This window comes from Salinicola endophyticus, from assembly GCF_003206575.1.
In the GTDB taxonomy this organism is placed as follows: Bacteria; Pseudomonadota; Gammaproteobacteria; order Pseudomonadales; family Halomonadaceae; genus Salinicola; species Salinicola endophyticus.
The window spans coordinates 312,913-336,960 of the sequence record NZ_PZJO01000002.1; the positions used below are offsets into that span (position 1 = coordinate 312,913).

Consider the following 24,048-nt stretch of genomic DNA (forward strand, 5'->3'; position numbering starts at 1 on the left):
CCGGGTAGCGAAGTCGATTAGCCTCCCGTCATATTCATGAACCTGACGACCTGTACATCCCCATCGGTAGTGAAGTGATGGCGCTCCGGCTTGAGCGCCATGGCCGCCACGATCTGCGCTTTCAACGGCTCGAGTTCACCGGGATAGCGGCGCAGCGTGTGACGCAAATCGACCGAGTGCTCGTTACCCAGACAGAGCAGCAGGCGCCCTTCCACGGTGACCCGAACACGGTTACAGGTGCTGCAGAAGTTATGGCTGTGGGGGGAGATGAAACCGATTCGGCTATCGCTGTCATGCATCCGAAAATAGCGCGAAGGCCCCAGCGAAGACTCGGCGGAGGGGAGCAGCGCATGCCGGGTTTCGATCCGCGCCTGAACATCGTCGCTGGAATAAAAGGTCTCGCCGCGAGAGTGATCGGAGACATCCCCCAGCGGCATTTCTTCGATAAAGCTGATGTCCAACCCTTCCGTCCTGGCGAAGTCGACCAGATCGAGAACTTCGTCGTCGTTACGCCCCTTGAGAATCACCGCATTGAGCTTGATACGCTCGAAGCCCGCATCCTGGGCGGCGTGAATACCGTCGATCACCTTGGCCAGATCACCGGTACGGGTAAGCCGACGGAAGCGCCCCGGATCGAGAGAATCGAGACTGATATTGAGTCGCGACAAGCCGCCGCGCTTGAGCGCGACCGCGTGCTTGCCCAGACTGGCACCGTTGGTGGTCATGGCCAGTTCGCGCAGGCCAGGCAGCCCGCCGATGCGTTCGACCAGACCGTCGATACCCTGGCGCACCAAGGGCTCGCCGCCGGTCAGGCGAATCTTCTCCACGCCCAGTTCGGTGAAGGCCCGCGCCACCTGCTCGAGCTCCTCGAGGGTGAGCACCTGAGCCCGTGGCAGAAAGGTCATCTCCTCGCTCATGCAGTAGACGCAGCGGAAATCGCAGCGATCGGTGACCGAGATGCGCACGTAGCGCACCCGGCGCGAGAAGTCGTCGATCAGTGCTGTCATGCTCGCTCCCAACGACCGGCATCGTCATGGTCGCTCTGTCGTTCAGAAACCCAGTAGTCCCCACTGGCCGTATGCTCTTTCTTCCAGAACGGGGCCCGCGTCTTCAGCCGATCCATGATGAAATCACAGGCCTCGAAGGCCGCCCGCCGATGCGCACTGGTCACCATCACCAGCACGATGGGATCTCCCGGTGCCAGCCGACCGACCCGATGGATCACGCCGACCCCGGTGAGCGGCCAGCGCGCCCCGGCATCACGAGCGATGGCCTCGAGCGCCTGCTCGGTCATGCCGGGGAAGTGCTCGAGGGTCAGCGCCTGGACGTCGGGACGCTCGTTGACATCGCGGACCAGGCCGGTGAAGCTCACCAGCGCGCCGATATCGCGGCGCCCGGCGGTCAGGCGCTGCTGCATGGCGGCGGCATCGAATGCCGCCTGCTGCACGCGAATGTCGATCTGCATATCTTGCTCCCCGGGCTGCTTTCCATCATGGCGCATGTCGCTAGCCGCCGGTCACGGGTGGAAAGAAGGCAACCTCATCCCCTGGCGCCACCGGCGTCGTATCCGAGGCCATGACCTGGTTGCAGGCCGCCAGTACCCGGCCTTCCCCGAGCAGGGCGTAGCGCGGATCGGCCGTCATCAGCGCACGCTTGACCCCGGCGATATCGGCCACCGCCAGCTGCGCCGGATCGAGTTCGGTCCCGGCTTCCCCCAGGCGCTCGCGCAGCTCGGCGAGAAAGCGCACCGCCACGATCGGCGTCTCGCCGAGGGATGCCCCTTCGTCAAGGACCGCCGGCGCCGTGTCCGCTGTCGCCTGGCGTGAGAAATCTCCCGAGCGTCCGCCACGCTTCTCCTCGAGCTGCACGCCGTCGATGATCATCGCTTTATCCACCGCCTTGCACATGTCGTAGAGCGTCAGACATGCCACCGATACCGCAGTGAGCGCCTCCATCTCCACTCCGGTGCGGCCATTGAGGCGGCAGAACGCTTCGACCCAGACGCAGTTCTGCGCGCTGTCGAGCTCGAAGTCGAGCGTCACCTTCGATAGCGCCAGAGCATGGCACAGCGGAATCAGCTCGTGGGTACGCTTGGCCGCCTGGATGCCAGCGATACGTGCCGTGGCCAGCACGTCGCCCTTGGGCAGGCCGCCCTCGGCCAGCAGCGCCAGCGTGGCCGGCTGCATGCGGATGCGTCCCCGCGCCCGCGCCTCCCGCCGGCTCTCCGGCTTGTCGGCCACGTCGACCATGTGGGCCTCGCCGCGCGCGTTGAGATGCGTCAAGGTCATGACAGGATTCGCCTCGCTTTCAAAGTCTTACGCCAAACCCTCAGCATAGTTAATTTTCCGGCGCTACGCCCGCTCGCCAGTTACCCCGAAGCGGGCCGCGGTCCAGACGCGAGCGACTCGACCCGGACACGCGCGCCGCGGGCCAGGCACAGGCAGGCCCGGCGATGCATCTCACACCGCGGTGCGGCGCTCGGCCCAGGCCAGAATCCAGGCCAGGATGGCCGTGGGGTCGTCGAGGTCGAGCAGCGTCACCCCCGGTGCCACGCGCTCACGCGCCGCGGCGATGGCGCTGGCCGGCTTGAGCGCCACCGCCTCGACCCAGGGATCGTCGATGGCCAGCAGCGGCTCGTCACGCTCGCCACGATAGAGCTCGAGCTTGGGCAGCGGCCACTGCTTGAACCCTTCGACCAGAATCAGCGCCGGACGCAGTGCGGACACCTGCCTCACCAGCGCAGGCAGGTCCGGCTCGTCGCGTCCCGGGGTCTCCATCATCAGCGCAAAGCGCCTGCCGGAGGCCACCAGCATGGGCGCGGCGCCAGCCTGGCGCAGGCGATGACTATCCTTGCCCGGCTGGTCGATATCGAAGGCGTGGTGGGCGTGCTTGATCACGGCCGCCGGCCAGCCGTGCTCGGCCAGCCGAGGCAGCAGCGCCTCGAGCAGCGTGGTCTTGCCGGTACCGCTCCACGCCACTAAACCGAGCAGCGGAATCCCACCGGCGCATGCGGCCAGCGATTCACTCATTTCTCACCCTCATCCCCCCAGGGGGCGCGTTCGGCGCGCTCGCGCTCCTGCGGCGTGTTGAGATTGGCAAAGCTTACGTGGCTGTCGGCGAAGTCGACCTGGCACCAGCGGTGACGCTGGTAGAAGTCGAGTACCCGCCCGGCGCCGCTCTCCAGCCAACCCGCCAGATCTTCTTCGAGCGAGGTACGCATCAGCGCCGTCAACGGTTGCGGCCGCTCGCCGTCATGCACCACGACGATATCGGCCTGCCCCGCCGCCTGTGCCAGCCGCCGGCAGAGATCGCGCGGCAGCCAGGGCGTATCCACCGGAGCCAGCAGCAGCCAGGGCGTGGAGGCAACACGCATGGCAGCCAGCGCGCCGGCCAGCGGGCCGGGAAAATCGGGCTCGCTATCCGCGACCACCGGTACGCCATAGCCACGATAGCGCGGCAGATGGCGATTGGCGCTGATCACCAGCGCCCCGACCTGGGGACGCAGGCGCGTCAGCACATGCTCGATCAACGGGCGCCGGGCCAGCTCCACCCAGCCCTTGTCCTCGCCGCCCATGCGCTGACCGCGCCCACCGGCCAGCACCACACCGGTGATCTCGGCAGCCGCGATCACCGGGTGCCGAAGATCTTGTCGCCGGCGTCACCCAGCCCGGGCACGATATAGCCGTGCTCGTCGAGCTTCTGGTCGACCGCCGCGGTGTAGATCTCGACCTCGGGGTGCGCCTGCTGCACCCGTTCGATGCCCTCCGGGGCCGCCACCAGCACGATCACCTTGATCTGCTGACAGCCGCGCGCCTTGAGCATGTCCAGCGTCGCCACCATGGAGCCGCCGGTGGCCAGCATGGGATCGATGACGATCGCCAGGCGCTCGTCGAGGGCACTGACGAACTTCTCGAAATAGGGCACCGGCTCCAGGGTCTCCTCGTTGCGATAGAGGCCGACCACGCTGATACGCGCGCTGGGAATGAGGTCGGTGACGCCGTCGAGCATGCCCAGCCCGGCGCGCAGAATGGGTACAATGGTGACCTTCTTGCCCTTGATCTGCTCCACCGCGATCGGCTCGCCGCTCCAGCCCTCGATGGTCGCCGGCTCCAGCTCCAGGTTCTGGGTCGCTTCGTAGGTCAGCAGCTTGGCCACTTCGCAGGCCAGCTCGCGAAAACTCTTGGTGCTGATATCGGCAGCCCGCATCAGTCCGAGCTTATGTTGAACCAGCGGATGGGCGATGGGATGAACACTCATGAATAGGCGCCTTCGTCAGCATTGAAAAACACGCCCATTGTACGCGACAAGCGCGCCCCACGGCGACGCGAACTCATCCCGCCGGCGTGGGCCTCAGCCGCCGGGCCGCGCGTGGGTGGCAGCGTCACTCACTCGGGTGTCGCCGGCAACTGCCAGTCGATGGGATCGCGCCCGCGGGCGGAGAGGAAGGCGTTGGCCTGGGAGAAGTGGCGCTGGCCGAAGAAACCGCGATGGGCGGAGAGCGGCGACGGGTGGACCGAGTGCAGCACCAGATGGCGCTGGCGATCGACGAAGCTGGCCTTCTTCTGGGCGTAGCTGCCCCAGAGCAGAAAGACCACGCCCTCGCACTGCTCGTTGACCACCTGGATGGCGCGGTCGGTGAAGCGCTCCCAACCGCGGTTGCGGTGCGAACCGGCGTTGCCCTGCTCCACTGTGAGCACGCTGTTGAGCAGCAGCACACCCTGGCGCGCCCAGTGCTCGAGGAAGCCATGAGAGACTGCCTCGGTACCGACGTCCTGGGCCAGCTCCTTGTAGATGTTCTGCAGCGAAGGCGGCGTGGGCACCCCCGGGCGCACCGAGAAGCACAGTCCGTGGGCCTGGTTGGGGCCGTGATAAGGGTCCTGGCCCAGGATCACCACCTTGACCTGCGACAGCGGGGTCAGCTCGAAAGCCCGGAACCAGTGCGAGGAGTGCGGATAGATCACCTTGTGCGCGGCCTTCTCGGCCGCCAGGAAGGCGCGCAGCTGATGCATGTAGTCGGCGTCGAACTCCGCCCCCAGCTGAGCATTCCAGCTGTCGGGCAGCGGCGTTTTCGCAGGCATGCCGGAGTCTCCCTAGGGGTGGATGGTGGGGGCGGTGCTGTGGTTCGCGGGCGCCGCGCTCACGGCTTGGGCGGGCGCACCTGATCGACCAGCGGCTCGACGTAGGCGTGGCCCAGATCCCAGGGGAACTGGATCCAGCAGTCCTGGGCCACCTCGGTGAGATACTGATCGACCAGCGGCCGCCCTTCCGGCTTGGCGTAGACCGTGACGAAGTGGGCCTTGGGCAGCATCTCACGCACCGCCCGCGCGGTCTTGCCGGTGTCGACCAGATCGTCCACCAGCAGCCAGCCGTCCCCGTCGTGCTCGACCCCTTTCATCACGTCGAGCTCGCCCTGGGACTGCTCGTCATAGCTCTTGATGCACACCGTATCGATCAGGCGCACGTTGAGTTCACGCGCGATCAGGGCGGCGGGGATGAGACCACCGCGGGTGATCGCGACGATCCCTTTGAAGTCACGCTCGACCAGATGGTGGCAGAGCGTGCGCACGTCCCGGTGGAGTTGATCCCAGGAGATCGTGAATAGCTGATGATAACGATTGGCGCTCATGCTCTTTGTCCCACCCGATGATGGCACCGCCGCCGGTGATCGGCGGCGGCGTGAATCACTCGTCTTCGTTGAAACTGCACACGGAGAAGACGCTGTAGCCCGCCTCGCGAATCTTGGCCGACCCACCCAGCTCCGGCAGATCGAGAATCGAAGCCAGCTCGACGATATGCCCACCGCTGCGGGCGATCAGCGAGGCCGCGGCCAGCATGGTGCCGCCGGTGGCGATCAGATCGTCGATGATCACGATACGGTCGTGCTCGCGGAAGGCATCCGAATGCAGCTCGACGGTGGACTCACCGTACTCCAGCGTGTAGGTCTCGCTGATCGTCTTGAACGGCAGTTTGCCCTTCTTGCGCACCGGCACGAAGCTGCAGCCCAGTTCGTAGGCCAGCGGCGCCCCGACGATGAAACCACGCGCATCGATCGCGGCAATGGCATCGACCTCGAGCTCCTGATAGCGGTGCACGAAACTGTCGATCAGCTTGCGGAAGGCGGCGCTGTTCTGCAGAAGCGGCGTGATGTCACGGAAGTTCACACCGGGCTGGGGCCAGTCCGGCACGGTACGGATGACCGACTTGATATAGTCGCCGTAGATACTGCTCATCTAAAGAAACTCCATTGGCCGGAATCGGCGCATCCTGGTGCGGGTCCCCGGGCCGCTGACTCGCGGGTACCGCCCCTCTGGTACTGACATTCTGGCACTGGCCACAGCACACGCCAGAAGACGAGGCACAAAGGCGCTTATGTTACCCAAGCCGCCGCGTCGACGCGACCCATGTGCCACCACCACCGGCGTGCTGGACGCAGGCACTAGCCCCGGGCGGCCAGCACGCGCTCCACCGTCTCGACAATCGCCTGGGTCTGCGGGTCGATCTCGATGTTGACCTGATCGCCGGGCAGGCGTTCGCCGATGGTGGTCCGCGCCAGCGTCTCCGGGATCAGATTGACGCAGAATCGCTCGCCGCGCACCTCGCCGATGGTCAGACTGATGCCGTCGATACCGATATAGCCCTTGTCGAACACGAAGCGCTCGAGCCCCGCGGGCAGCGCGAACCACAGCCGCCGATTGTTGGGCGCTTCGTCGATCTCGGTCAGCCGCGCCATGCCCATGATGTGCCCGGACATGGCATGGCCGCCGATCTCGTCGCCGAAGCGCGCGGCGCGCTCCAGGTTGACCCGATCACCGACCTTGAGCGCGCCGAGATTGGTCAAGCGCAGGGTCTCACGCATCAGATCGAAGCTGACGTGTTCGCCATCGATCGCGGTGACCGACAGACAGCAGCCGTTGTGGGCCACCGATGCGCCCAGCGCCAGCCCTTCGCGCATCGCCGGTGACATTGCCACCACGTGCGTGTGCAACTGCTCGCGTGGTTCGATGGCGACCACGCTGCCCATATCCTGGACGATCCCGGTGAACATCGCAGCGATCTCCTTTTCACAGTTGAAGCCCGCGGTCGAGCCAGCAGTCGAGAGTATATCGAGTGGAAAACCCCAGCCCGACGCCCCGTTTGCCGGACGCGGCCAGAGCGCGCGTAGGGTAGCACGCGAGCGAGCGCGCGACATTGACGCCCATCGCGGAGCCCGCCTACTATGACCGCCCCGTGACATGCCCCATCCCGAGAGGTGGCCAGCAGCGGTGATACGGCTCGTCACGGCGCCACGACATCTGCCCCCACGGGCCGCCTCTGTAACGAACGATAGCCATGAGTCAGCGTTGCAGCCCATGACCAGCTCCTCCCGCCCGGCCACAGCGCGGGCCCGCGCCAGCGAAGCACGACGCCAGACGATTCTCGACGCGGCGCTGTCGCTGTTCTCGCAGTTCGGCCTGCATGGCGCCAGCCTCGACGCCATCGCCGAACTCGCCGGCGTCTCCAAGACCAATCTGCTCTACCACTACGCCAGCAAAGAGACACTCTATCTGGCGGTGTTCGAGCGCATTCTGCAGAGCTGGCTGGTGCCGATGGACCTGATCTGCGCCACCACACCGCCCGAGACCGCCATCCGCCGCTATATCGAGCTCAAGCTCGAGCTCGCGCGGGATCAGCCGCAGGCCTCGCGCCTCTACTGCCTGGAGGTGATCCAGGGCGCACCGCTGCTGGGCAAGGTGCTGGCCGACCAGCGCCGCATGATGGCCGACAAGTCGCGTGCGGTGCAGCACTGGATCGACAGCGGCCAGCTCTCCCCGGTCGATCCCTACCACCTCATCTATCTGCTGTGGAGCACCACCCAGCACTACGCCGATTTCGCGGTGCAGATCCAGGCCATCTCCGGTCAGGATCTCTCCGATCCGGACTTCTTCGCTGCCAGCGTCGACAACGTCCAGCGCATCGTGCTCGGCGGATTGCTGCCGCGGGCAGGGGATGCGTGAGCCGTCATCGTCGGGCAGCCAGCCGCTGTCGCCCTGCCCTGGCCTGATCAGTATACTAGCGCGCTCGTCGACGCCGGGGCGGCCCCTTGGGCCACGCCCCACGGCGTCTTACGCCTCTATATGCACGCCCCCAGGGTAGCGATACGTTTCATGATCACACTTGAACGGGTTTCCAAGACCTACGGCAGCGGCGGCCGCGCGGTGCAGGCGCTGGAGGATATCGACCTCACGGTGCCCAAGGGCACCATCCACGGTGTCATCGGTCTCTCGGGCGCCGGCAAATCGACGCTGATCCGCTGCGTCAACCTGCTCGAGCGCCCCAGCGCCGGGCGCGTCTTCGTCGACGGCCAGGAGCTGACCGCACTCGATGCCGCCCAGCTGCGCCAGGCGCGCCACCAGTGCGGGATGATCTTCCAGCATTTCAACCTGCTGACCAACCGCAGCGTCTACGACAACGTGGCCCTGCCGCTGGAACTGATGCGCGAGTCGCGCGAGGCGATCCGCGAGCGGGTCATGCCGCTGCTCGAGCTCACCGGACTGGCCGACAAGGCGCGCCAGTACCCCGCCGAGCTCTCCGGCGGACAGAAGCAGCGCGTGGCGATCGCCCGTGCCCTGGCCAGCCGGCCCAAGGTGCTGCTGTGCGACGAGGCGACCTCGGCCCTCGACCCGCAGACCACCACGTCGATCCTTTCACTGCTGCAGGAGATCAACCAGCAGCTGGGGCTGACGATCCTGCTGATCACCCATGAGATGGAGGTGGTCAAGAGCATCTGCCACCGGGTCGGCCTGATCTCCGACGGCCGCCTGGTCGAGGAGGCCGACGTGGGGGACTTCTTCACCGCGCCGGCGACCCGCCTGGGACGCGAGTTCCTCAACGACTTCCTCGAACTCGAACCGCCCCAGGCGCTGGTCGAGCGACTGGAAGCCGAGGCAGGCCCGCACACCCACCCGGTAGTGCGCCTGACCTTCTCAGGCGACAGCGTCTCGACCCCGCTGATCTCGCGGCTGGCCCGCGAGCACGGCATCGATGTCAGCATCCTGCAGGCCAAGGTGGAGTCGATCCAGGGCCGCACCCTGGGGCTGATGATCGCCGAACTGATGGGCGGCGCCGAGCAGACACGCCAGGCGCTCGCCACGCTCGAATCCTTCGACCTGCATGTGGAGGTGCTCGGTCATGTCCAGCGCACTGATTGATCTCGTCTGGCAATCCACCCTGGAGACGCTCTACATGGTGGCGGTCTCCGGCCTGATCGCCGCCCTGCTGGGCGTACCGCTGGGGGTGCTGCTCTACGTCACCCGGCCGCGCCAGATCCTGGCCCAGCCGGTGATCAACACCCTGCTCGGGGTGATCACCAACGTCGGCCGTTCGATCCCGTTCATCATTCTGCTGGTGGCAATCATCCCCTTCACGCGGATGATCGTGGGCAGCTCGATCGGCACCAACGCCGCCGCGGTACCGCTGACCATTGCCGCTATCCCGTTCGTCGCCCGCCTGGTGGAGGGCGCGCTCAACGAGGTTTCACCGGGGCTGGTCGAGGCGGCGCAGTCGATGGGCGCCACGCCGCTGCAGATCATCCTCAAGGTACTGCTGCCGGAAGCCCGCGGCGGTATCATCAACGGCCTCACCATCACCGTGGTCGCGCTGGTGAGCTACTCCGCCATGGCCGGCGCGGTGGGCGGTGGCGGCCTCGGTGATCTCGGCATCCGCTACGGCTACAACCGCTTCAACCCCACCGTGATGCTGATCACCGTCGTGGTGCTGGTAGTGATGGTGCAGCTGTTCCAGAGCCTGGGCGACTATCTGGTGCGCAAGAGCGACCACAAGTGACCCCCGGGAGAGCGAGTCGCCCCGGCACACCGGGGCGATGACGTTCACCACCAGCCCTCATAACCAGAATGCATTACCAAGAGCACGGTTATTCCGTTATATTGTTTTGGTAACGTGCGGCCGGGCTGCCGGCCGCCATTCGCTTCATCGATCAGGGAGAGTTTCGTCAATGCCGATTTCACTCACGCGCGCACTCGGCGCCACCGTTCTCGGCCTGGGGCTGATCACCGGTACCGCTCACGCGGCTGACGACACCATCAAGGTGGGCACCATGGCCGGCCCGGAGAGCGATGTCATGCAGACCGCCAAGCAGGTGGCCAAGGAGAAGTACGGTCTCGACGTCGAGATCATCGAGTTCACCGACTACGTCACGCCCAATGCGGCGCTGGCCGACGGCAGCCTCGATGCCAACGCCTACCAGCACGAGCCCTACCTGCGCGCGATGATGAAGGATCGCGGCTACGACTTCGCCATCGCCGGCAAGACCTTCGTCTACCCGATCGGCGCCTACTCGGCCAAGTACGACAGCATCGACGACCTGCCCGACGGTGCCACCATCGCCCTGCCCAACGACCCCACCAACGAAGGGCGAGCGCTGATCCTGATGCACAACAAGGGGCTGATCAAACTCGACGATCCGAGCAATCTCGAGGCCACCCCGATCGATATCGTCGACAACCCCCACGACTACTCGTTCAAGGAGATCGAGGCCGCGCAGATGCCGCGCGTGCTGCCGGACGTCGACATGGCCTTCATCAACTCGACTTTCACCCAGCCGGCCGGCCTGACGCTGGACGACGCGCTGATCAAGGAGGGGGCAGAGTCGCCCTACGTCAACCTGATCGTGGTGCGTGACGGCCACCAGAACGACAAGGCGGTGCAGGAGCTGGTCAAGGCCTACCAGTCCGACGCGGTCGAGCAGAAAGCCGAAGCGATGTTCAAGGGCGGTGCCGTTCCCGGTTGGAAATGACCCCCGCGAACGCCATCTGAGAACCAGCGCCCCGGCGCTGGTTCTTTCGTTGCGGCGCCGCCTCAGGCCCGCCCACGCCTTCACTCACACCCAGGAGCGCCTGTTTGCATGTCCGCTCGAACCGATACCGACTACGCCAGCCTGGCACGCCAGCTACACGCCCTGCTCGATACCCGCGACTGGCTCACCAATGCCGCCCAGACCAGCGCCTTCCTGATGCAGGCGCTCGACGCGCTCAACTGGGTTGGCTTCTACCTGCAGCGCCAGCCGGAAACCCTGGTGCTGGGACCGTTCCAGGGCCAACCGGCGTGCAACCCGATCCCCTTCAGCCGCGGGGTGTGCGGTGCCGCGGCGCGTTCGCACACCACCCAGCGCGTCGATGACGTCCACGCCGTGCCGGACCATATCGCCTGCGACGCCGCCTCCCGCTCGGAGCTGGTGGTGCCGATCGTCGTCGCGGGCCGACTGTGGGGCGTACTCGACATCGACAGCCCCCAGGCGGCACGCTTCAGCGCCGCGGATCAGGCCGGTATCGAAAGTCTGTGTCGGATCTTCGTCGAGGCGAGCGATCTGGAAGAGTGAGCGCCGGGACGCCAGCGCTCGCGCTGGCCCCGGCTGTGGTCTTCAAGCCTTGCCGAGAAACACCTCGAGCTCGTCATCGGCGCGCAGGCTCGACACGCTCTCTTCGTAGAGTGCGAGGAGATCGAGGGCGAGCGGCCGGCGCACGTCGCGCGGCATCTCGCCCAGGGCGTGCTCCTCACGCTGACCGCTGGCGACGTCGCGATAGATGCCGATGGCGAGATGCACCGCGGCGGCGTAGGGCGAGAACGGCTCGGCCTCCAGCGGCGCACTCTGGTAGGTCAGCGCGCGGCAGATGGTCTCGGGAAAACGCCAGCGGCGCCCCAGCTCTGCCCCCACCTCGCTGAAGGTGTAGCCGAACTGGCTCGACTCCAGCTCGCTGCGCGGCGCGCCCTGGGCAACCAGGGTATCGATGCGCGCCATCACCTCGGGATGGGCGATATGCATCAACGCCGAGCCGACGTGGTGCAGAATGCCGCAGGTGAAGGCGGTCTCCGGTGAGAGCCCCCCGATCCGACTATGGCGCACGATCGCACGGGCCAGATTGGCGACCATGAACGAGGTCTTCCAGAAAGCCCGCCGATCCAGCCCCGGCACGTGCTCGATGACACCGACCATCCCCGACGCGATCACCAGCGTGCGCACACGCTCGAACCCCAGCAGCAGGATCGCATCGTCGATCGAGGCAACGTTGCGCCCGACACCATAGCGCACCGAATTGGCCGCGCGCAGCAGCTTGAGACTGAGCCCCGGGTCCTTGCGGATATTGGCCGATATCTGCTGAATGCTGGCGCGATCGTCGTCGAGACTGGCGATCAGCTCGGCCACCACGCCAGGGATGCTGGGCAGACGGTGAACATGCTCGAACAGCGGCTGATAGGTCATCGACGACTCTCCTCTTGGCCGGCATCGACGCAAGGCTCGCCACGAGACCCGCCCACGTTCGCCGACTTTTCGTGCAGAACCTCACCGCGTGGCTGCACCTGTGGGTGCCCGACCCGGGAAGACGGCGGTAACTCACAAAAAAGCCCGCCGGTTTGGGCGGGCCATGATAGCGTTGCTGGTCGTCGTCAGCGACCGTTTTCCGCGCTCAGCTCTCCTGCCACGACTTGACCATCTCGGCGTAGGGAACGGTCTTGCCCTGCGGCTTCTCGTTCTCGAGCTTGGGCTTGGGCGCGCCCGGCTGGTCGAGCCAGTACTGCGCATCACGCGGCTTGTTGAGCTTGGGCCCGCACTGCGGCTGGACATTGGCGCGTTCGAGACGCTCCATGATCCGGTCCTGGGCATCGGCCAGGCCATCGAGCGCATTCTGCACGCTGGTCTCGCCGCTGACCGCCCGCGAGATGTACTGCCACCACAGCTGCGCCAGCTTCGGATAGTCGGGCACGTTGGTCCCGGTCGGCGACCACTCCAGCCGCGCCGGGCTACGATAGAACTCCACCAGCCCACCCAGCTTGGGGGCGGCGTCGGTCATCGCCTGGGACTGGATGTCGGACTCGCGGATCGGGGTCAGCCCCACCAGCGTCTTCTTCAGCGATACCGTCTTGGAGGTCACGAACTGGGCATAGAGCCAGGCGGCCAGGCGGTTCTTCTCCGGGGTCGACTTCATGAAGGTCCACGAGCCCACGTCCTGGTAGCCCTTCTTCATGCCCTTCTCCCAGTATGGCCCCACCGGCGACGGCGCCATGCGCCACTTGGGCGTGCCATCGGCGTTGACCACCGGCAGCCCCGGCTTGGTCATGTCGGCGGTGAAGGCGGTGTACCAGAAGATCTGCTGCGCCACGCTGCCCTGGGCCGGCACCGGACCGGCTTCGGAGAAGGTCATGCCCTGCGCTTCCGGCGGCGCGTAGGCGTGCAGCCAGTCGATGTACTTCTCGGTGGCAAAGACCGCCGCCGGGCTGTTGGTACCGCCACCCCGCGACATGCTCGACCCCACCGGATGACACTGCTCGACGCGAATGCCCCACTCGTCGACCGGCAAGCCGTTGGGCAGGCCCTTGTCGCCCTCCCCGGCCATCGAGAACCAGGCATCGGTGAAGCGCCAGCCCAACGACGGATCCTTCTTGCCGTAGTCCATGTGGCCGTAGACGCGCTTGCCGTCGATCTCCTTGACGTCGTTGGTGAAGAAGTTGGCGATATCCTCGTAGGCCGACCAGTTGACCGGCACGCCGAGTTCGTAGCCATACTTCTGCTTGAACTTGGCCTTGAGGTCGGGGTTGTCGAACCAGTCGGCGCGGAACCAGTAGAGGTTGGCGAACTGCTGGTCGGGCAGCTGGTAGATCTTGCCGTCCGGGCCGGTGGTGAACGACAGCCCGATGAAGTCGTCGAGATCCAGCGTCGGCGAGGTCACCGCGGCAGCATCGCCCTTGATCATGTCGGAGATCGGGACGACCTTGCCGTAGCGCGAGTGGGTACCGATCAGATCCGAGTCGTTGACGTAGCCGTCATAGATGTTGCGACCCGACTGCATCTGGGTCTGCAACTTCTCGATCACATCGCCTTCCTGCAGCAGATCGTGATGCAGTTGAATCCCTGTGATCTCGCTGAACGCCTTGGCCAGCACCTCGGATTCATACTTGTGGGTGGTCAGCGTCTCCGACACCACGTTGATCTGCATGCCGCGGAACGGCTTGGCCGCATCGATGAACCACTGCAGCTCCGCCATCTGCTGCTCGGGACTCAGGGTCGAGGGGGTGAATTCATCCTGCAGCCAGCGCTTGGCCGCATCCTGGTATTGGTCGGCCTGGGCCGCACCGCTGGCGAGTATCAGGCTCAGCAGGCCGAGCGTGAGCGGCCGATAGCTGGCGTGGGCTTGTCTGAACATAGCGTTACCTCGGTTATTGTGTGGTTCTGCGCCCTGGCGGAGGCGGCGACGCGCTGCCGCGCGAGGACTCCGTCAGCGTGTGCTCCATGACATCCAGCTCGGTTTTGCGGTGTTTCACCCCCATTTCAGCAGTGCGATCAAACCCGCCACGCATACCAGCGTGACGATCCACAGCGGCCAGCCGGTCAGCGCCAGTGCCAGCAGATGGGCATAAGCGGCGATCAGCAGGCCGATGAACAGGCGATCACCGCGGGTGGTGGAGATCGGCAGGAACCCCTTGCGTTGGTGCCCCGGTGACACCGTCTGCCAGATCGACATCCCCACCAGCATCAGCGCGATGATCACGAAGAACGACGCCGTCGGCAGCGTCCAGGCCATCCAGCTCATCAGCGTTTCCCCCATAGGTTTTGCACTAAAACTGCCTTCGCTCGTCAATTTTTCATATAGCACCTAGGTGCTGTCTGAAAGTCGACGAGCGCAGGCCAGGCAAGGCAAAAATCGGCGAAAACGCGGAGTTTACGGGTTGTAAATGAGCATTTTGAGCCGATTTTTAACGCCGCATGGGCGAGCGCAGTACTTTTCAGACAGTGCCTAGGACGAAGGCTCGAATCGATTGCCATGACTCACACCCGCCCCAGGGCGAAGCCCTTGGCGACGTGGTTGCGCACGAAGTAGATCACCGCGATACCCGGCAGCAGCGCCACCACCCCGGCCGCCGCCAGTACGCCCCAGTCGATCCCGGAGGCGGAGACCGTACGGGTCATCTGCGCCACGATCGGCTTGGCATCGACCGAGGTCAGGGTGCGTGCCAGCAGCAGCTCGACCCACGAGAACATGAAGCAGAAGAACGCCGTCACACCGATCCCCGGACGGATCATCGGAATGAAGATGAACACGAAGAAGCGCGGGAAGCTGTAACCGTCGATATAGGCGGTCTCGTCGATCTCCTTGGGCACCCCGGACATGAAGCCCTCGAGAATCCACACCGCCAGCGGCACGTTGAACAGGCAGTGAGCCAGCGCCACCGCAATCGGGGTATCGAACAGCCCTACCGCAGAGTAGAGCTGGAAGAACGGCAGCAGGAACACCGCCGGCGGCGCCATGCGGTTGGTCAGCAGCCAGAAGAACATGTGCTTGTCGCCGAGGAAACGATAGCGCGAGAAAGCATAGGCCGCCGGCAGCGCCACCAGCAGCGAGATCGCCATGTTCATCGAGACATAGGTGAGCGAGTTGAGATAGCTGGTGTACCAGCTCGGCTCGGTGAAGATGACACGATAATTGTCCAGCGTCGGCGCCACCGGCCACAGTGTCAGCCCGCCCAGGATCTCCTGGTTCGACTTCAGCGACATGTTGATCAGCCAGTAGATCGGCACCAGGATGAACACCAGATAGAGCAACATCACCAGACTCTTGCGCACGTGCATGGCGTCTCACCCCTTGTCGTCGTTGTGGGTCATGGCGGTATAGAACACCCAGGTCACCAGCAGGATGATCAGGAAGTAGATCAGCGAGAACGCTGCGGCCCGGCCCAGGTCGAACTGCCCCAGCGCCATCTGGGTCAGGGTCTGGCTCAGGAAGGTGGTCGCCGTGCCCGGCCCACCACCGGTGAGCACGAAGGGCTCGGTGTAGATCATGAAACTGTCCATGAAGCGCAGCATCACCGCGATCAGCAGCACGTTCTTGAGCTTGGGTAGCTGGATGTAGCGGAACACCGCCCAGGAGGAGGCGCGATCGATGCGCGCCGCCTGATAGTAGACATCGGGGATCGAGCGCAGCCCCGAGTAGCACAGCAGTGCCACCAGCGACGTCCAGTGCCAGACATCCATGATCAGCACCGTGATCCAGGCATCCCGCGGGCTGGAGGCATAGTTGTAGTCGACCCCCAGACCGTTGAGCAGCGAGCCGTAGAGACCGATGTCCTCGCGCCCGATGATCTGCCAGATCGTGCCCACCACGTTCCACGGCACCAGCAGCGGCAGCGCCAGCAGAATCAGGCTGACCGGGACGCCCAGGCCACGCCGCGGCATCGACAGCGCCACGATGATGCCCAGCGGGATCTCGATCGCCAGCACGCAGAAGGAGTAGATGAACTGGCGCACCAGGGAGTCGTGCAGCCGCGGGTCGCTGAGAATCTCGCGATACCACTCGGTGCCGACGAAGTAGCGCGTACTCGGGTCGAAGATGTCCTGCACCGAGTAGTTGACCACGGTCATCATCGGGATGATGGCGCTGAAGGCGACCAGCACGAAGACCGGCAGTACCAGCCACCACGCCTTGTTGTTATACGGCTTCATCGGACATCTCCAGCAGCAGGTCGTTGGCGTAGAAGCGCATCCACGCCTCGGGCAGGTGCAGTCCCACCGTCTCCTCACCGAGGCTTTTGTACTCGTCCACCCGCACCTTGATGAGCTGGCTCGGGTCCGCCGTGAGTGCCACATCGACGATCTTGAACGACCCCTGATCCTGGATCAGATCGATCCGCCCGGTCAGGGTCGCCGAATCGGCCGGCACCAACTCGACGAACTCCGGACGGATGCCCAACTGCAACCGCGCGTTCTCCTGCGCCGCGAGGCGCGCGTGCCACGCCTCGGGTAGCGCCAGCTCGTTGCCGTGACAGTGGGCGCGCCCGGCCACGATCTCGAGGTCGAGCAGGTTCATCCCGGGGCTGCCGATGAAGTAGCCGACGAAGGTGTGGCGCGGCATCTCGAACAGCTCCCGCGGCGTGCCGAACTGCACGATCTGACCGCCGTACATCACCGCGATCTTGTCGGCGAAAGTGGCCGCCTCGAGCTGATCATGGGTGACATAGACCATGGTCACGTTGAAGCGCTGGTGGATCTCCTTGAGCTTGCGGCGCAGGCGCCACTTGAGCTGAGGGTCGATCACCGTGAGCGGCTCGTCGAACAGGATGGCGGCGACGTCGTCACGCACCAGACCGCGCCCCATCGACACCTTCTGCTTCTCATCCGCGGTGAGATTGCGCGCCTTGCGCGTCAGCAGCGGCTCGATCTCCAGCGCCGCCGCCACCTCGCGCACCCGCGCCTCGACGGTAGCCTTCGGCTTGCCCTGATTGCGCAGCGGGAAGGCCAGGTTGTCGAACACCGTCATGGTGTCGTAGACCACCGGGAACTGAAAAACCTGGGCGATGTTGCGCTGCTGCGGGCTCAGTGCATTGACCACCTTGCCGTCGAACAGCACCTCGCCCTCGGACGGCGCCAGCAGCCCGGACATGATATTGAGCAGCGTGCTTTTGCCGCATCCGGAGGGCCCCAGCAGCGCATAGGCGCCACCCTGCTCCCACACGTGCTCCATCCGGCGCAGGGCGTAATCCTCTGCCGCACTCGGATTGTCCTGGTAACTGTGCGCCAGCTGGGCCAAGCGAATCTCTGCCATGATCGTCTCCTCAGGCGCGCGCCGCGGTGGCGGGGGATGCCGGCGAGAGCAGCAGCTCCCCGTCCGGCTCGAACACGAACATCTCGGCGCACGGCAGATGGATCTCGAGCGCCTGATCCACCGCCAGCTCGTGAATACCGCCCAGATGCGCGACCAGATCGATCTCGTCGTGAGTCATGTGCAGGAAGGTCTCGGAACCGCCGATCTCGGCCACCCGCACCTGCACCGGCAGGCACAGCGCCTCCCCCGTGGCCAGCGGCGCGAGCGAGACGTGGTGCGGCCGCACGCCGAGACGGTAGTGGCCCTCCTCCAGACGCTGCCAGGCCGCCGGCAGCGGTAGTCGCTGGCGGCCGATCCGACACTCGCCCCCGGCGATCTCGGCCGCCAGCAGATTGATCGGTGGCTCGCCGAACAGGCTCGCCGCCTCCAGATTGCAGGGCTGACGGTAGACCGCCTCGCTGGGGCCGCTCTGAACGATACGCCCCTCCTTGAGCAGCACCGTGGTCCCGCCCAGGGCAAGTGCCTCGGCGGGCTCGGTGGTGGCGTAGACCGCCAGGGTGTCACGCGATGCGAACAGCTTGCGCATCTCCACCCGCAGCGACTCGCGCAGCTTGTAGTCGAGATTGACCAGCGGTTCGTCGAACAGCACGAGGTCCGCGTCTTTGACCAGCGCCCGCGCCATGGCCGTGCGCTGCTGCTGGCCGCCGGAGAGCGCCTGCGGATAGCGTCCGAGCAAATGGTCGATGCCCAGCATGTGGGCGGTCTCCTCGACCCGGCGCTGGATCTCGGCCCGCGCCACCTTGGCTTGCTTGAGCGGCGAGGCGATATTGTCGAAGACGTTCAGGGTGGGATAGTTTATGAACTGCTGATACACCATCGAGACGTTGCGCTGCCGCACCGGCACATCGGTCATGTCACGGCCGCCCAGCCACACGCGTCCGCGGGTGGGCGTGTCCAGCCCCGCCATCAGCCGCATCAGCGTGGTCTTGCCAGCCAGCGTATGACCGAGCAGAACGTTGAACGAGCCGCCGTCGAGCTGCAGATTGGCCTCGTCGATATAAGTCTCGCCACGTACCTTCAACGTCACGTTTTCGAGTTGTAATGACATCGGCCGGGAAACCCCTTTGTTTTCTTTTCCGAGCATCGTAAAACAGCCATTCGAAAAAGCCATAGGGCGCGCCAGGCGGTCCTGCCAAGCAATTTCTTAGCTTTTGATTAATAAGGAATTAAAGATCATTGAACCTTAGTATCAGCGACTATTGGACGATAGGAAAACCGCCCTTTTATTACGACTAAAGTCGTTATATCTGTTGGCTTTCGAAAGCCTTTGCTTTTCGAAAAATGACATGAATGGTGCAACGGATCCGTGTTTTATGGCGCCGGGAGCGGGAGAAAGGCGAGGGAAAGAGACGTGCAGAGGGACAGAATGAAGGAAAAGCGCCAAGGGGAAGAAAAAGCATGGCGGGAAAGAGTGAGACGACACAAACGCAAAACCCCAGGCCAAGGGCCTGGGGTTTCGAGATGGTAGGACCGAGCGGATTTGAACCGCTGACCTCCACGATGTCAACGTGGCGCTCTAACCAACTGAGCTACGGTCCTGCAAACGGTGGCAGTGCAAGGCGACTGGTAGGACCGAGCGGATTTGAACCGCTGACCTCCACGATGTCAACGTGGCGCTCTAACCAACTGAGCTACGGTCCTGCTGCTGTCGCTGTGGTGTCATCGACAGGCTTTTGCTGCCTTTGCACCTTGGTTATCCGGCCTGCCTCGCCGTGACAACGGAAGCGAATTCTACCCATGCCGCTGAAGATTGCAACCCTCTACGTATAAAAAAATTCGCCAAGCCGTTGTCTGCCCTGACTTTAATCACCCACGGTAAGCAGATGCTAGCCGCGTCGGGCACTCAACCCGCGGCGACGGCCGTCTCGTCATGGTGCATGACCCGGGCAATCGCATCGAGCCAGCCGGCGTAGAGCGTCTGCCGCGGCGCTTCTGCCATCCGCGGCTCGAAGGTGCGCTCGCACGCCCACAGCCGGCTGATCTCGTCGAGATCGGCGTACCAGCCGATCTGCAGCCCGGCCAGATACGCCGCACCCAGCGCAGTGGTCTCGAGAATCGTCGGCCGATCCACCGGCACCCCCAGCATATCGGCCAGGAACTGCATCACCCAGCTGTTGCAGACCATGCCGCCATCCACTCGCAGACGCTCGATGGGCGTGCCGATGTCGTCATCCATGCAGCGCTGCAGATCGCGAGTCTGATAGCACACCGCCTGCAGCCCCGCCGCCACGATCTCGCCGATGTCGGTATCCCGGGTCAGGCCGAAGATCGCCCCGCGCGCCTGGGGGTCCCAGTGCGGCGCGCCGAGGCCGGTGAAGGCCGGCACCAGATAGACCCCATGGCCGAGCCGGGTCTGCTCCGCCAGCGCCTCGGTGTCGGCGGCCGCCTCGAACAGCTTGAGTCCATCGCGCAGCCACTGCACCGTCGCCCCGGCGACGAAGATACTGCCCTCCATGGCATAGGTCGGCTTGCCATGGAGGCGGTAGGCCACCGTGGTCAGCAGTCGGTTGTGTGAGATCGCCGGCTCGGCACCGGTGTTCATGATCATGAAGCAGCCGGTGCCGTAGGTGCTCTTGCACATGCCCGGCGTGAACCCGGTCTGACCGACCAGCGCAGCCTGCTGATCCCCGGCGATGCCGGCGACGGGGATCTCGCCACCGAGCAGCGCCGCCTCGGTTGTGCCGAAGGGGGCGCTGGAGTCCATCACCTCCGGCATCAGTGAGGCGGGAATCTCGAACAGCGCGAGCAGCTCCTCGTCCCACTGCTGGGTATGGATGTTGAACAGGCAGGTGCGGCAGGCGTTGGTGGCATCGGTGGCATGCACCTTGCCGCCGGTCAGGCGCCACAGCAGAAAGCTGTCGACAGTACCGAAGGCGAGTTCACCACGCTCGGCACGCTGGCGCGCACCCTCGACGTTTTCCAGTACCCAGCGCAGCTTGGTGGCAGAAAAGTAGGGGTCGATGAGCAGCCCCGTGCGCGCCTGGATGAACGCCTCATGATCCTGCTGCATCAGTTCACGACAGTAGTCGCTGGTGCGACGGTCCTGCCACACGATGGCGTTATAGAGGGTTTCGCCGGTGTTGCGGTCCCACACCAGCGTGGTCTCGCGCTGATTGGTGATGCCGATACCGGCAACATCCGCAGCACTGACGCCTTGCTTGTCGATGACCTGACGGCAGGTGCTGAGTACCGTCGACCAGATATCCTCACTGGCATGCTCGACCCAACCGCCGTGCGGAAAGTGCTGAGCGAACGTTTCCTGAGCGACCGCAGCGACCTGCCCCTGGCGGTCGAACAGGATGGCTCGGGAGCTGGTGGTCCCTTGATCGATCGAGAGAATATAGGCAGCCATCGCTTCACTCCTTGCCTCTTCGGCTCGCGACAGACTCGCCCGCCGGGGTAATTGACATGGGCCCCAACCGTATTTTCATTTTCGCTTGGCAACAATATAAATTCGCTTTCCAACACTTAGACCATGGTCTAGCGCCTTGGGCCTCTAAAGGGGACGTCTTGGCCCCCTTTTGTGGCTGCGGGGAGGGCACCTTCTGATAATATTCGAATCACAACATTGGCCGCGCAGATCGCCGGCCATGGCAGGACAGCGCCATCCCCCGCTCGCGTCATGTCGGCACGGCGGCGGCGTTGTCACCGTGTCGCCAGCCGCATCAGGACCCAACATGACCCAGCAGGACCGCCACGACGCCATCATCGCCCTGGTCAAGCGCCAGGGCTACGCTGCCATCGAGCAGCTGGCGACGGAGTTCAACGTCACCCCGCAGACCATTCGTCGGGACCTCAACCAGCTCGCCGAAGAGGGCGCGGTGCGTCGCGTCCACGGGGGCGCCGGGCTGGAGTCGAGCACCGTCAACACCGCTTACCACACGCGCAAGACGCTCAATCTCGAGGCCAAGCGGCGCATTGCCGAGCTGCTGGTCACCCAGATCCCCGACTCGGCGTCGCTGTTCATCAACATCGGTACCAGCAACGAATTCATTGCCGAGGCGCTGTGCCAGCACAGCGGGCTCGAGGTGATCACCAACAATCTCAACGTCGCCGCCATCCTGCAGCACAAGACCGACTTCAACGTCATCGTCGCCGGCGGCCAGGTACGCTCCCGCGATGGTGGCATCATCGGTGAGGCGACGATCGACTTCATCAATCAGTTCAAGGTCGATTACGGCATCATCGGCATCAGCGGCATCGACCGTGACGGCTCGCTGCTGGAGTTCGACTATCAGGAAGTGCGCGTGGCCCAGGCGATCATCCGCAATTCGCGCCAGGTCTACCTGGCTGCCGACCACTCCAAGTTCCAGCGCAACGCCGTGGTACGCCAGGGCAACCTGAGTCAGGTCGACGCCTTCTTCACCGATCGCCAACCACCGGACACCCTGGTCCGCCTGATGCATGAGCACGGCGTCGAGCTGCATGTGGCCGACGACCCGGCAGCGGACCAACCGGCGTCAGCCTGAACCCGCGCCGGCGCCAGCCTCTCCCTGCCCCGAATCGCAGCGCGGCCGTGGCGCCGCCGCGCTCTGACACCACCCCAGGACACGGCTGCTGCCGAGCGTCATCTCACTAGACGCCACGCTGCCACCCTTCTCGATCCGCCTCGCTCCATCCCCCTCGGCATCCAACGCCCTGCCCACACGCGGCTGTCCCGTCTGCGACCAATGATCTAGTCAGAAACCCCGGTTTTCACCGCGAAACCGGTACCTGCCTATTGATGTTCGAAATTGATTGATCTATTTTCGTTTCCGAAAAGGGATCTCACACCACGCGGGGGAGACGGCATGAGTACGGTTGCTCACGACAAGACCTACGACATGATCGTCGTGGGCGGCGGCATCAATGGCACCGGTATCGCCAACGATGCCGCCGGCCGCGGCCTGTCGGTACTGCTGTGCGAGCAGGCCGACCTGGCCAGCGCGACGTCTTCCGCCAGCAGCAAGCTGATCCATGGCGGGCTGCGCTACCTCGAACACCGCGAGTTTCGGCTGGTGCGCGAAGCGCTGCGCGAGCGCGAAGTGATGCTGCGCAAGGCCCCCCATATCGTCTGGCCGATGCGCTTCATCCTGCCGCACCAGCCGCATCTGCGCCCCGCCTGGATGATCCGCGCCGGGCTTTTTCTCTATGACCACCTCAGTCACCGCGACAGCCTGCCCAATGCGCGCTCGCTCAAGTTCGCGGCTGACGACCCGCTGGTCCCGGAGATCAAACGCGGCTTCGAGTACTCCGACTGCTGGGTGGACGACGCCCGCCTGGTGCTGCTCAATGCGCTCCAAGCCCAGGACAAGGGCGCCGACATTCGTCTGCGCACGCGCTGCACTGCGGCAAGCGAGGAGAGTGGCGGCTGGCGGGTGAGCCTGGAAGACCGCCTCTCCGGCGAGCACTATCAGGTACGCGGCAAGGTGCTGGTCAACGCCAGCGGCCCGTGGGTGGAGTCCTTCGTCAAGGGCAGCGCCCAGCGTCAGTCGCGCTACGGCATCCGCATGATTCAGGGCAGCCATCTGGTCGTGCCACGGCTCAACCACGACGAGCGCGCCTACATCCTGCAGAACCAGGATGGGCGCATCGTCTTCGTGCTGCCCTACCAGCAGCACTACAGTCTGATCGGCACTACCGACCGCCGCTACCAGGGCGATCCGTCCCAGGTCGGCATCAGCGAGGAGGAGATCGGCTATCTGCTCGACGTGCTCAATGGTCACTTCCGGCGCCAGCTCGGTCGCGACGACGTCATCGCCACCTACTCCGGTGTGCGTCCGCTGTGCGACGACGAGTCGGAAAACCCCTCGGCGATGACCCGCGACTACACCCTGGATCTGGATACCCACGGAGCCCCCCTGCTGTCGATCTTCGGCGGCAAGATCACCACTTATCGCAAGCTCGCCGAGGCCGCCCTGCGCAAGCTGCAACCGCTGCTGCCGGAGATGCGCGCGGCCTGGACCGCCGAGGCTACCCTGCCCGGGGGCGACATCGTCGGCCGCGAGGCGTTCGCTGACCGCCTCCAGCGCGACTATCCGTATCTGCCGGCGGCGTGGGCGGAGCGCTTCGCCTCCAGTTACGGCAGCTTGTGTCTTCGGTTCTTGGATGGCGTCACCCGCCGCGAAGAGATGGGCGAGGAGTTCGGTGGCGGTCTGACCCGCGCCGAGGTCGACTATCTCATCGCCCATGAGTGGGCTCGCACCGCCGACGACATCCTGTGGCGGCGCACCAAGCTGGGGCTGGTGCTGACGCCGGCCCAGGTCGAGACGCTGAACGCCTATCTGGCAACCCACCCCCGCCTGGCGGCAGCCCGCCCTGCAGACGCCGTGGGCGCGACCTGAGCCTGGCAGACTAGCCCTACCGAGCGCCGTCTCCGGCGCCTTGGAAAAGCGGCGGTGTGATCCCTGCCCTCTGCTAC

General features: G+C 64.9%; 25 protein-coding genes and 2 tRNA genes. 7 read left to right on the plus strand and 20 right to left on the minus strand.

Annotated features, from left to right (window positions below):
• Positions 1 to 17: 17 nt before the first annotated feature.
• The 10 genes from moaA to DOM66_RS04125 form a co-directional block, all read right to left on the minus strand.
• On the minus strand, positions 18 to 1,007 hold the full coding sequence (gene moaA, locus DOM66_RS04080; protein ID WP_110677470.1) for a GTP 3',8-cyclase MoaA: 990 nt from the start codon (positions 1,005 to 1,007) through the stop codon (positions 18 to 20).
• Positions 1,004 to 1,465: a molybdopterin synthase catalytic subunit MoaE gene (moaE, locus tag DOM66_RS04085; protein WP_110689319.1), complete on the minus strand. Its 462-nt coding sequence runs from the start codon at positions 1,463 to 1,465 to the stop codon at positions 1,004 to 1,006. Before moaE ends, moaA begins: the two co-directional genes overlap by 4 nt.
• 40 nt (positions 1,466 to 1,505) lie before the next feature.
• Positions 1,506 to 2,288 carry a cyclic pyranopterin monophosphate synthase MoaC gene (gene moaC, locus DOM66_RS04090; protein ID WP_110677466.1) on the minus strand — a complete coding sequence of 261 codons (783 nt, stop codon included), beginning with the start codon at positions 2,286 to 2,288 and terminating at the stop codon, positions 1,506 to 1,508.
• Between the two features lie 171 nt (positions 2,289 to 2,459).
• Positions 2,460 to 3,029 carry a molybdopterin-guanine dinucleotide biosynthesis protein B gene (gene mobB, locus DOM66_RS04095; protein ID WP_110677464.1) on the minus strand — a complete coding sequence of 190 codons (570 nt, stop codon included), beginning with the start codon at positions 3,027 to 3,029 and terminating at the stop codon, positions 2,460 to 2,462.
• Positions 3,026 to 3,631, minus strand: a complete 606-nt coding sequence (mobA, locus tag DOM66_RS04100; RefSeq protein ID WP_110689320.1) for a molybdenum cofactor guanylyltransferase MobA — start codon at positions 3,629 to 3,631, stop codon at positions 3,026 to 3,028. The genes mobB and mobA overlap by 4 nt, the downstream gene beginning before the upstream one ends.
• Positions 3,628 to 4,257: a uracil phosphoribosyltransferase gene (gene upp / locus DOM66_RS04105; protein WP_110677461.1), complete on the minus strand. Its 630-nt coding sequence runs from the start codon at positions 4,255 to 4,257 to the stop codon at positions 3,628 to 3,630. The genes mobA and upp overlap by 4 nt, the downstream gene beginning before the upstream one ends.
• A 128-nt stretch (positions 4,258 to 4,385) precedes the next feature.
• Complete coding sequence (ung, locus tag DOM66_RS04110) at positions 4,386 to 5,078, minus strand: uracil-DNA glycosylase (protein WP_110689321.1); 693 nt, start codon at positions 5,076 to 5,078, stop codon at positions 4,386 to 4,388.
• A gap of 59 nt (positions 5,079 to 5,137) precedes the next feature.
• Complete coding sequence (gpt, locus tag DOM66_RS04115; RefSeq protein WP_110677459.1) at positions 5,138 to 5,626, minus strand: xanthine phosphoribosyltransferase; 489 nt, start codon at positions 5,624 to 5,626, stop codon at positions 5,138 to 5,140.
• A 55-nt stretch (positions 5,627 to 5,681) separates the two neighbouring features.
• Entirely contained in the window at positions 5,682 to 6,230 is a 549-nt protein-coding gene (locus DOM66_RS04120) for an adenine phosphoribosyltransferase (RefSeq protein ID WP_110677454.1), read from the minus strand.
• A 206-nt stretch (positions 6,231 to 6,436) separates the two neighbouring features.
• Positions 6,437 to 7,045: a riboflavin synthase subunit alpha gene (locus DOM66_RS04125; protein WP_110677452.1), complete on the minus strand. Its 609-nt coding sequence runs from the start codon at positions 7,043 to 7,045 to the stop codon at positions 6,437 to 6,439.
• A gap of 304 nt (positions 7,046 to 7,349) precedes the next feature.
• On the opposite strand from DOM66_RS04125, the gene rutR reads away from it, so the two are divergent.
• The 5 genes from rutR to DOM66_RS04150 all read left to right on the plus strand — a co-directional run bounded on the left by rutR (position 7,350) and on the right by DOM66_RS04150 (position 11,374).
• Positions 7,350 to 7,994 carry an HTH-type transcriptional regulator RutR gene (rutR, locus tag DOM66_RS04130; RefSeq protein ID WP_110689610.1) on the plus strand — a complete coding sequence of 215 codons (645 nt, stop codon included), beginning with the start codon at positions 7,350 to 7,352 and terminating at the stop codon, positions 7,992 to 7,994.
• 150 nt (positions 7,995 to 8,144) lie between these two features.
• On the plus strand, positions 8,145 to 9,188 hold the full coding sequence (locus DOM66_RS04135) for a methionine ABC transporter ATP-binding protein (RefSeq protein ID WP_110689322.1): 1,044 nt from the start codon (positions 8,145 to 8,147) through the stop codon (positions 9,186 to 9,188).
• Complete coding sequence (locus DOM66_RS04140) at positions 9,169 to 9,822, plus strand: methionine ABC transporter permease (protein WP_110689323.1); 654 nt, start codon at positions 9,169 to 9,171, stop codon at positions 9,820 to 9,822. The genes DOM66_RS04135 and DOM66_RS04140 overlap by 20 nt, the downstream gene beginning before the upstream one ends.
• Positions 9,823 to 9,991: 169 nt before the next feature.
• Complete coding sequence (locus tag DOM66_RS04145) at positions 9,992 to 10,792, plus strand: MetQ/NlpA family ABC transporter substrate-binding protein (RefSeq protein WP_110689324.1); 801 nt, start codon at positions 9,992 to 9,994, stop codon at positions 10,790 to 10,792.
• A 108-nt stretch (positions 10,793 to 10,900) separates the two neighbouring features.
• Positions 10,901 to 11,374, plus strand: a complete 474-nt coding sequence (locus DOM66_RS04150) for a GAF domain-containing protein (protein ID WP_110677444.1) — start codon at positions 10,901 to 10,903, stop codon at positions 11,372 to 11,374.
• Positions 11,375 to 11,416: 42 nt separating this feature from the next.
• On the opposite strand, the gene DOM66_RS04155 is transcribed toward DOM66_RS04150, so the two are convergent.
• From DOM66_RS04155 to glpK, 10 genes are all read right to left on the minus strand, one after another.
• Complete coding sequence (locus DOM66_RS04155) at positions 11,417 to 12,256, minus strand: HDOD domain-containing protein (RefSeq protein ID WP_110677440.1); 840 nt, start codon at positions 12,254 to 12,256, stop codon at positions 11,417 to 11,419.
• 205 nt (positions 12,257 to 12,461) lie between these two features.
• The gene (locus tag DOM66_RS04160; protein WP_110677436.1) at positions 12,462 to 14,195 is read right to left on the minus strand and encodes an ABC transporter substrate-binding protein; all 1,734 of its coding nucleotides are present in this window, start codon (positions 14,193 to 14,195) and stop codon (positions 12,462 to 12,464) included.
• A 114-nt stretch (positions 14,196 to 14,309) separates the two neighbouring features.
• The gene (locus DOM66_RS04165) at positions 14,310 to 14,582 is read right to left on the minus strand and encodes a DUF2160 domain-containing protein (protein WP_110677435.1); all 273 of its coding nucleotides are present in this window, start codon (positions 14,580 to 14,582) and stop codon (positions 14,310 to 14,312) included.
• A 236-nt stretch (positions 14,583 to 14,818) separates the two neighbouring features.
• Positions 14,819 to 15,619, minus strand: coding sequence for a carbohydrate ABC transporter permease (locus tag DOM66_RS04170; RefSeq protein WP_035471598.1), 801 nt, complete (start codon positions 15,617 to 15,619; stop codon positions 14,819 to 14,821).
• A gap of 6 nt (positions 15,620 to 15,625) precedes the next feature.
• Positions 15,626 to 16,489: a carbohydrate ABC transporter permease gene (locus DOM66_RS04175; protein ID WP_110677434.1), complete on the minus strand. Its 864-nt coding sequence runs from the start codon at positions 16,487 to 16,489 to the stop codon at positions 15,626 to 15,628.
• Positions 16,476 to 17,588, minus strand: coding sequence for an ABC transporter ATP-binding protein (locus DOM66_RS04180; protein WP_110689325.1), 1,113 nt, complete (start codon positions 17,586 to 17,588; stop codon positions 16,476 to 16,478). The genes DOM66_RS04175 and DOM66_RS04180 overlap by 14 nt, the downstream gene beginning before the upstream one ends.
• A gap of 10 nt (positions 17,589 to 17,598) precedes the next feature.
• Positions 17,599 to 18,696, minus strand: coding sequence for an ABC transporter ATP-binding protein (locus DOM66_RS04185; RefSeq protein WP_110689326.1), 1,098 nt, complete (start codon positions 18,694 to 18,696; stop codon positions 17,599 to 17,601).
• 414 nt (positions 18,697 to 19,110) lie between these two features.
• Positions 19,111 to 19,187: transfer RNA gene (locus DOM66_RS04190), tRNA-Val, on the minus strand.
• Positions 19,188 to 19,212: 25 nt separating this feature from the next.
• Positions 19,213 to 19,289 (minus strand) — tRNA-Val (locus tag DOM66_RS04195).
• A 202-nt stretch (positions 19,290 to 19,491) separates the two neighbouring features.
• Positions 19,492 to 21,000 carry a glycerol kinase GlpK gene (glpK, locus tag DOM66_RS04200; protein WP_110689327.1) on the minus strand — a complete coding sequence of 503 codons (1,509 nt, stop codon included), beginning with the start codon at positions 20,998 to 21,000 and terminating at the stop codon, positions 19,492 to 19,494.
• Between the two features lie 325 nt (positions 21,001 to 21,325).
• On the opposite strand from glpK, the gene DOM66_RS04205 reads away from it, so the two are divergent.
• Positions 21,326 to 22,117, plus strand: a complete 792-nt coding sequence (locus DOM66_RS04205) for a DeoR/GlpR family transcriptional regulator (protein ID WP_110677428.1) — start codon at positions 21,326 to 21,328, stop codon at positions 22,115 to 22,117.
• Positions 22,118 to 22,438: 321 nt separating this feature from the next.
• Positions 22,439 to 23,971, plus strand: a complete 1,533-nt coding sequence (gene glpD / locus DOM66_RS04210; protein ID WP_110689328.1) for a glycerol-3-phosphate dehydrogenase — start codon at positions 22,439 to 22,441, stop codon at positions 23,969 to 23,971.
• The last annotated feature ends 77 nt before the right edge of the window (positions 23,972 to 24,048 follow it).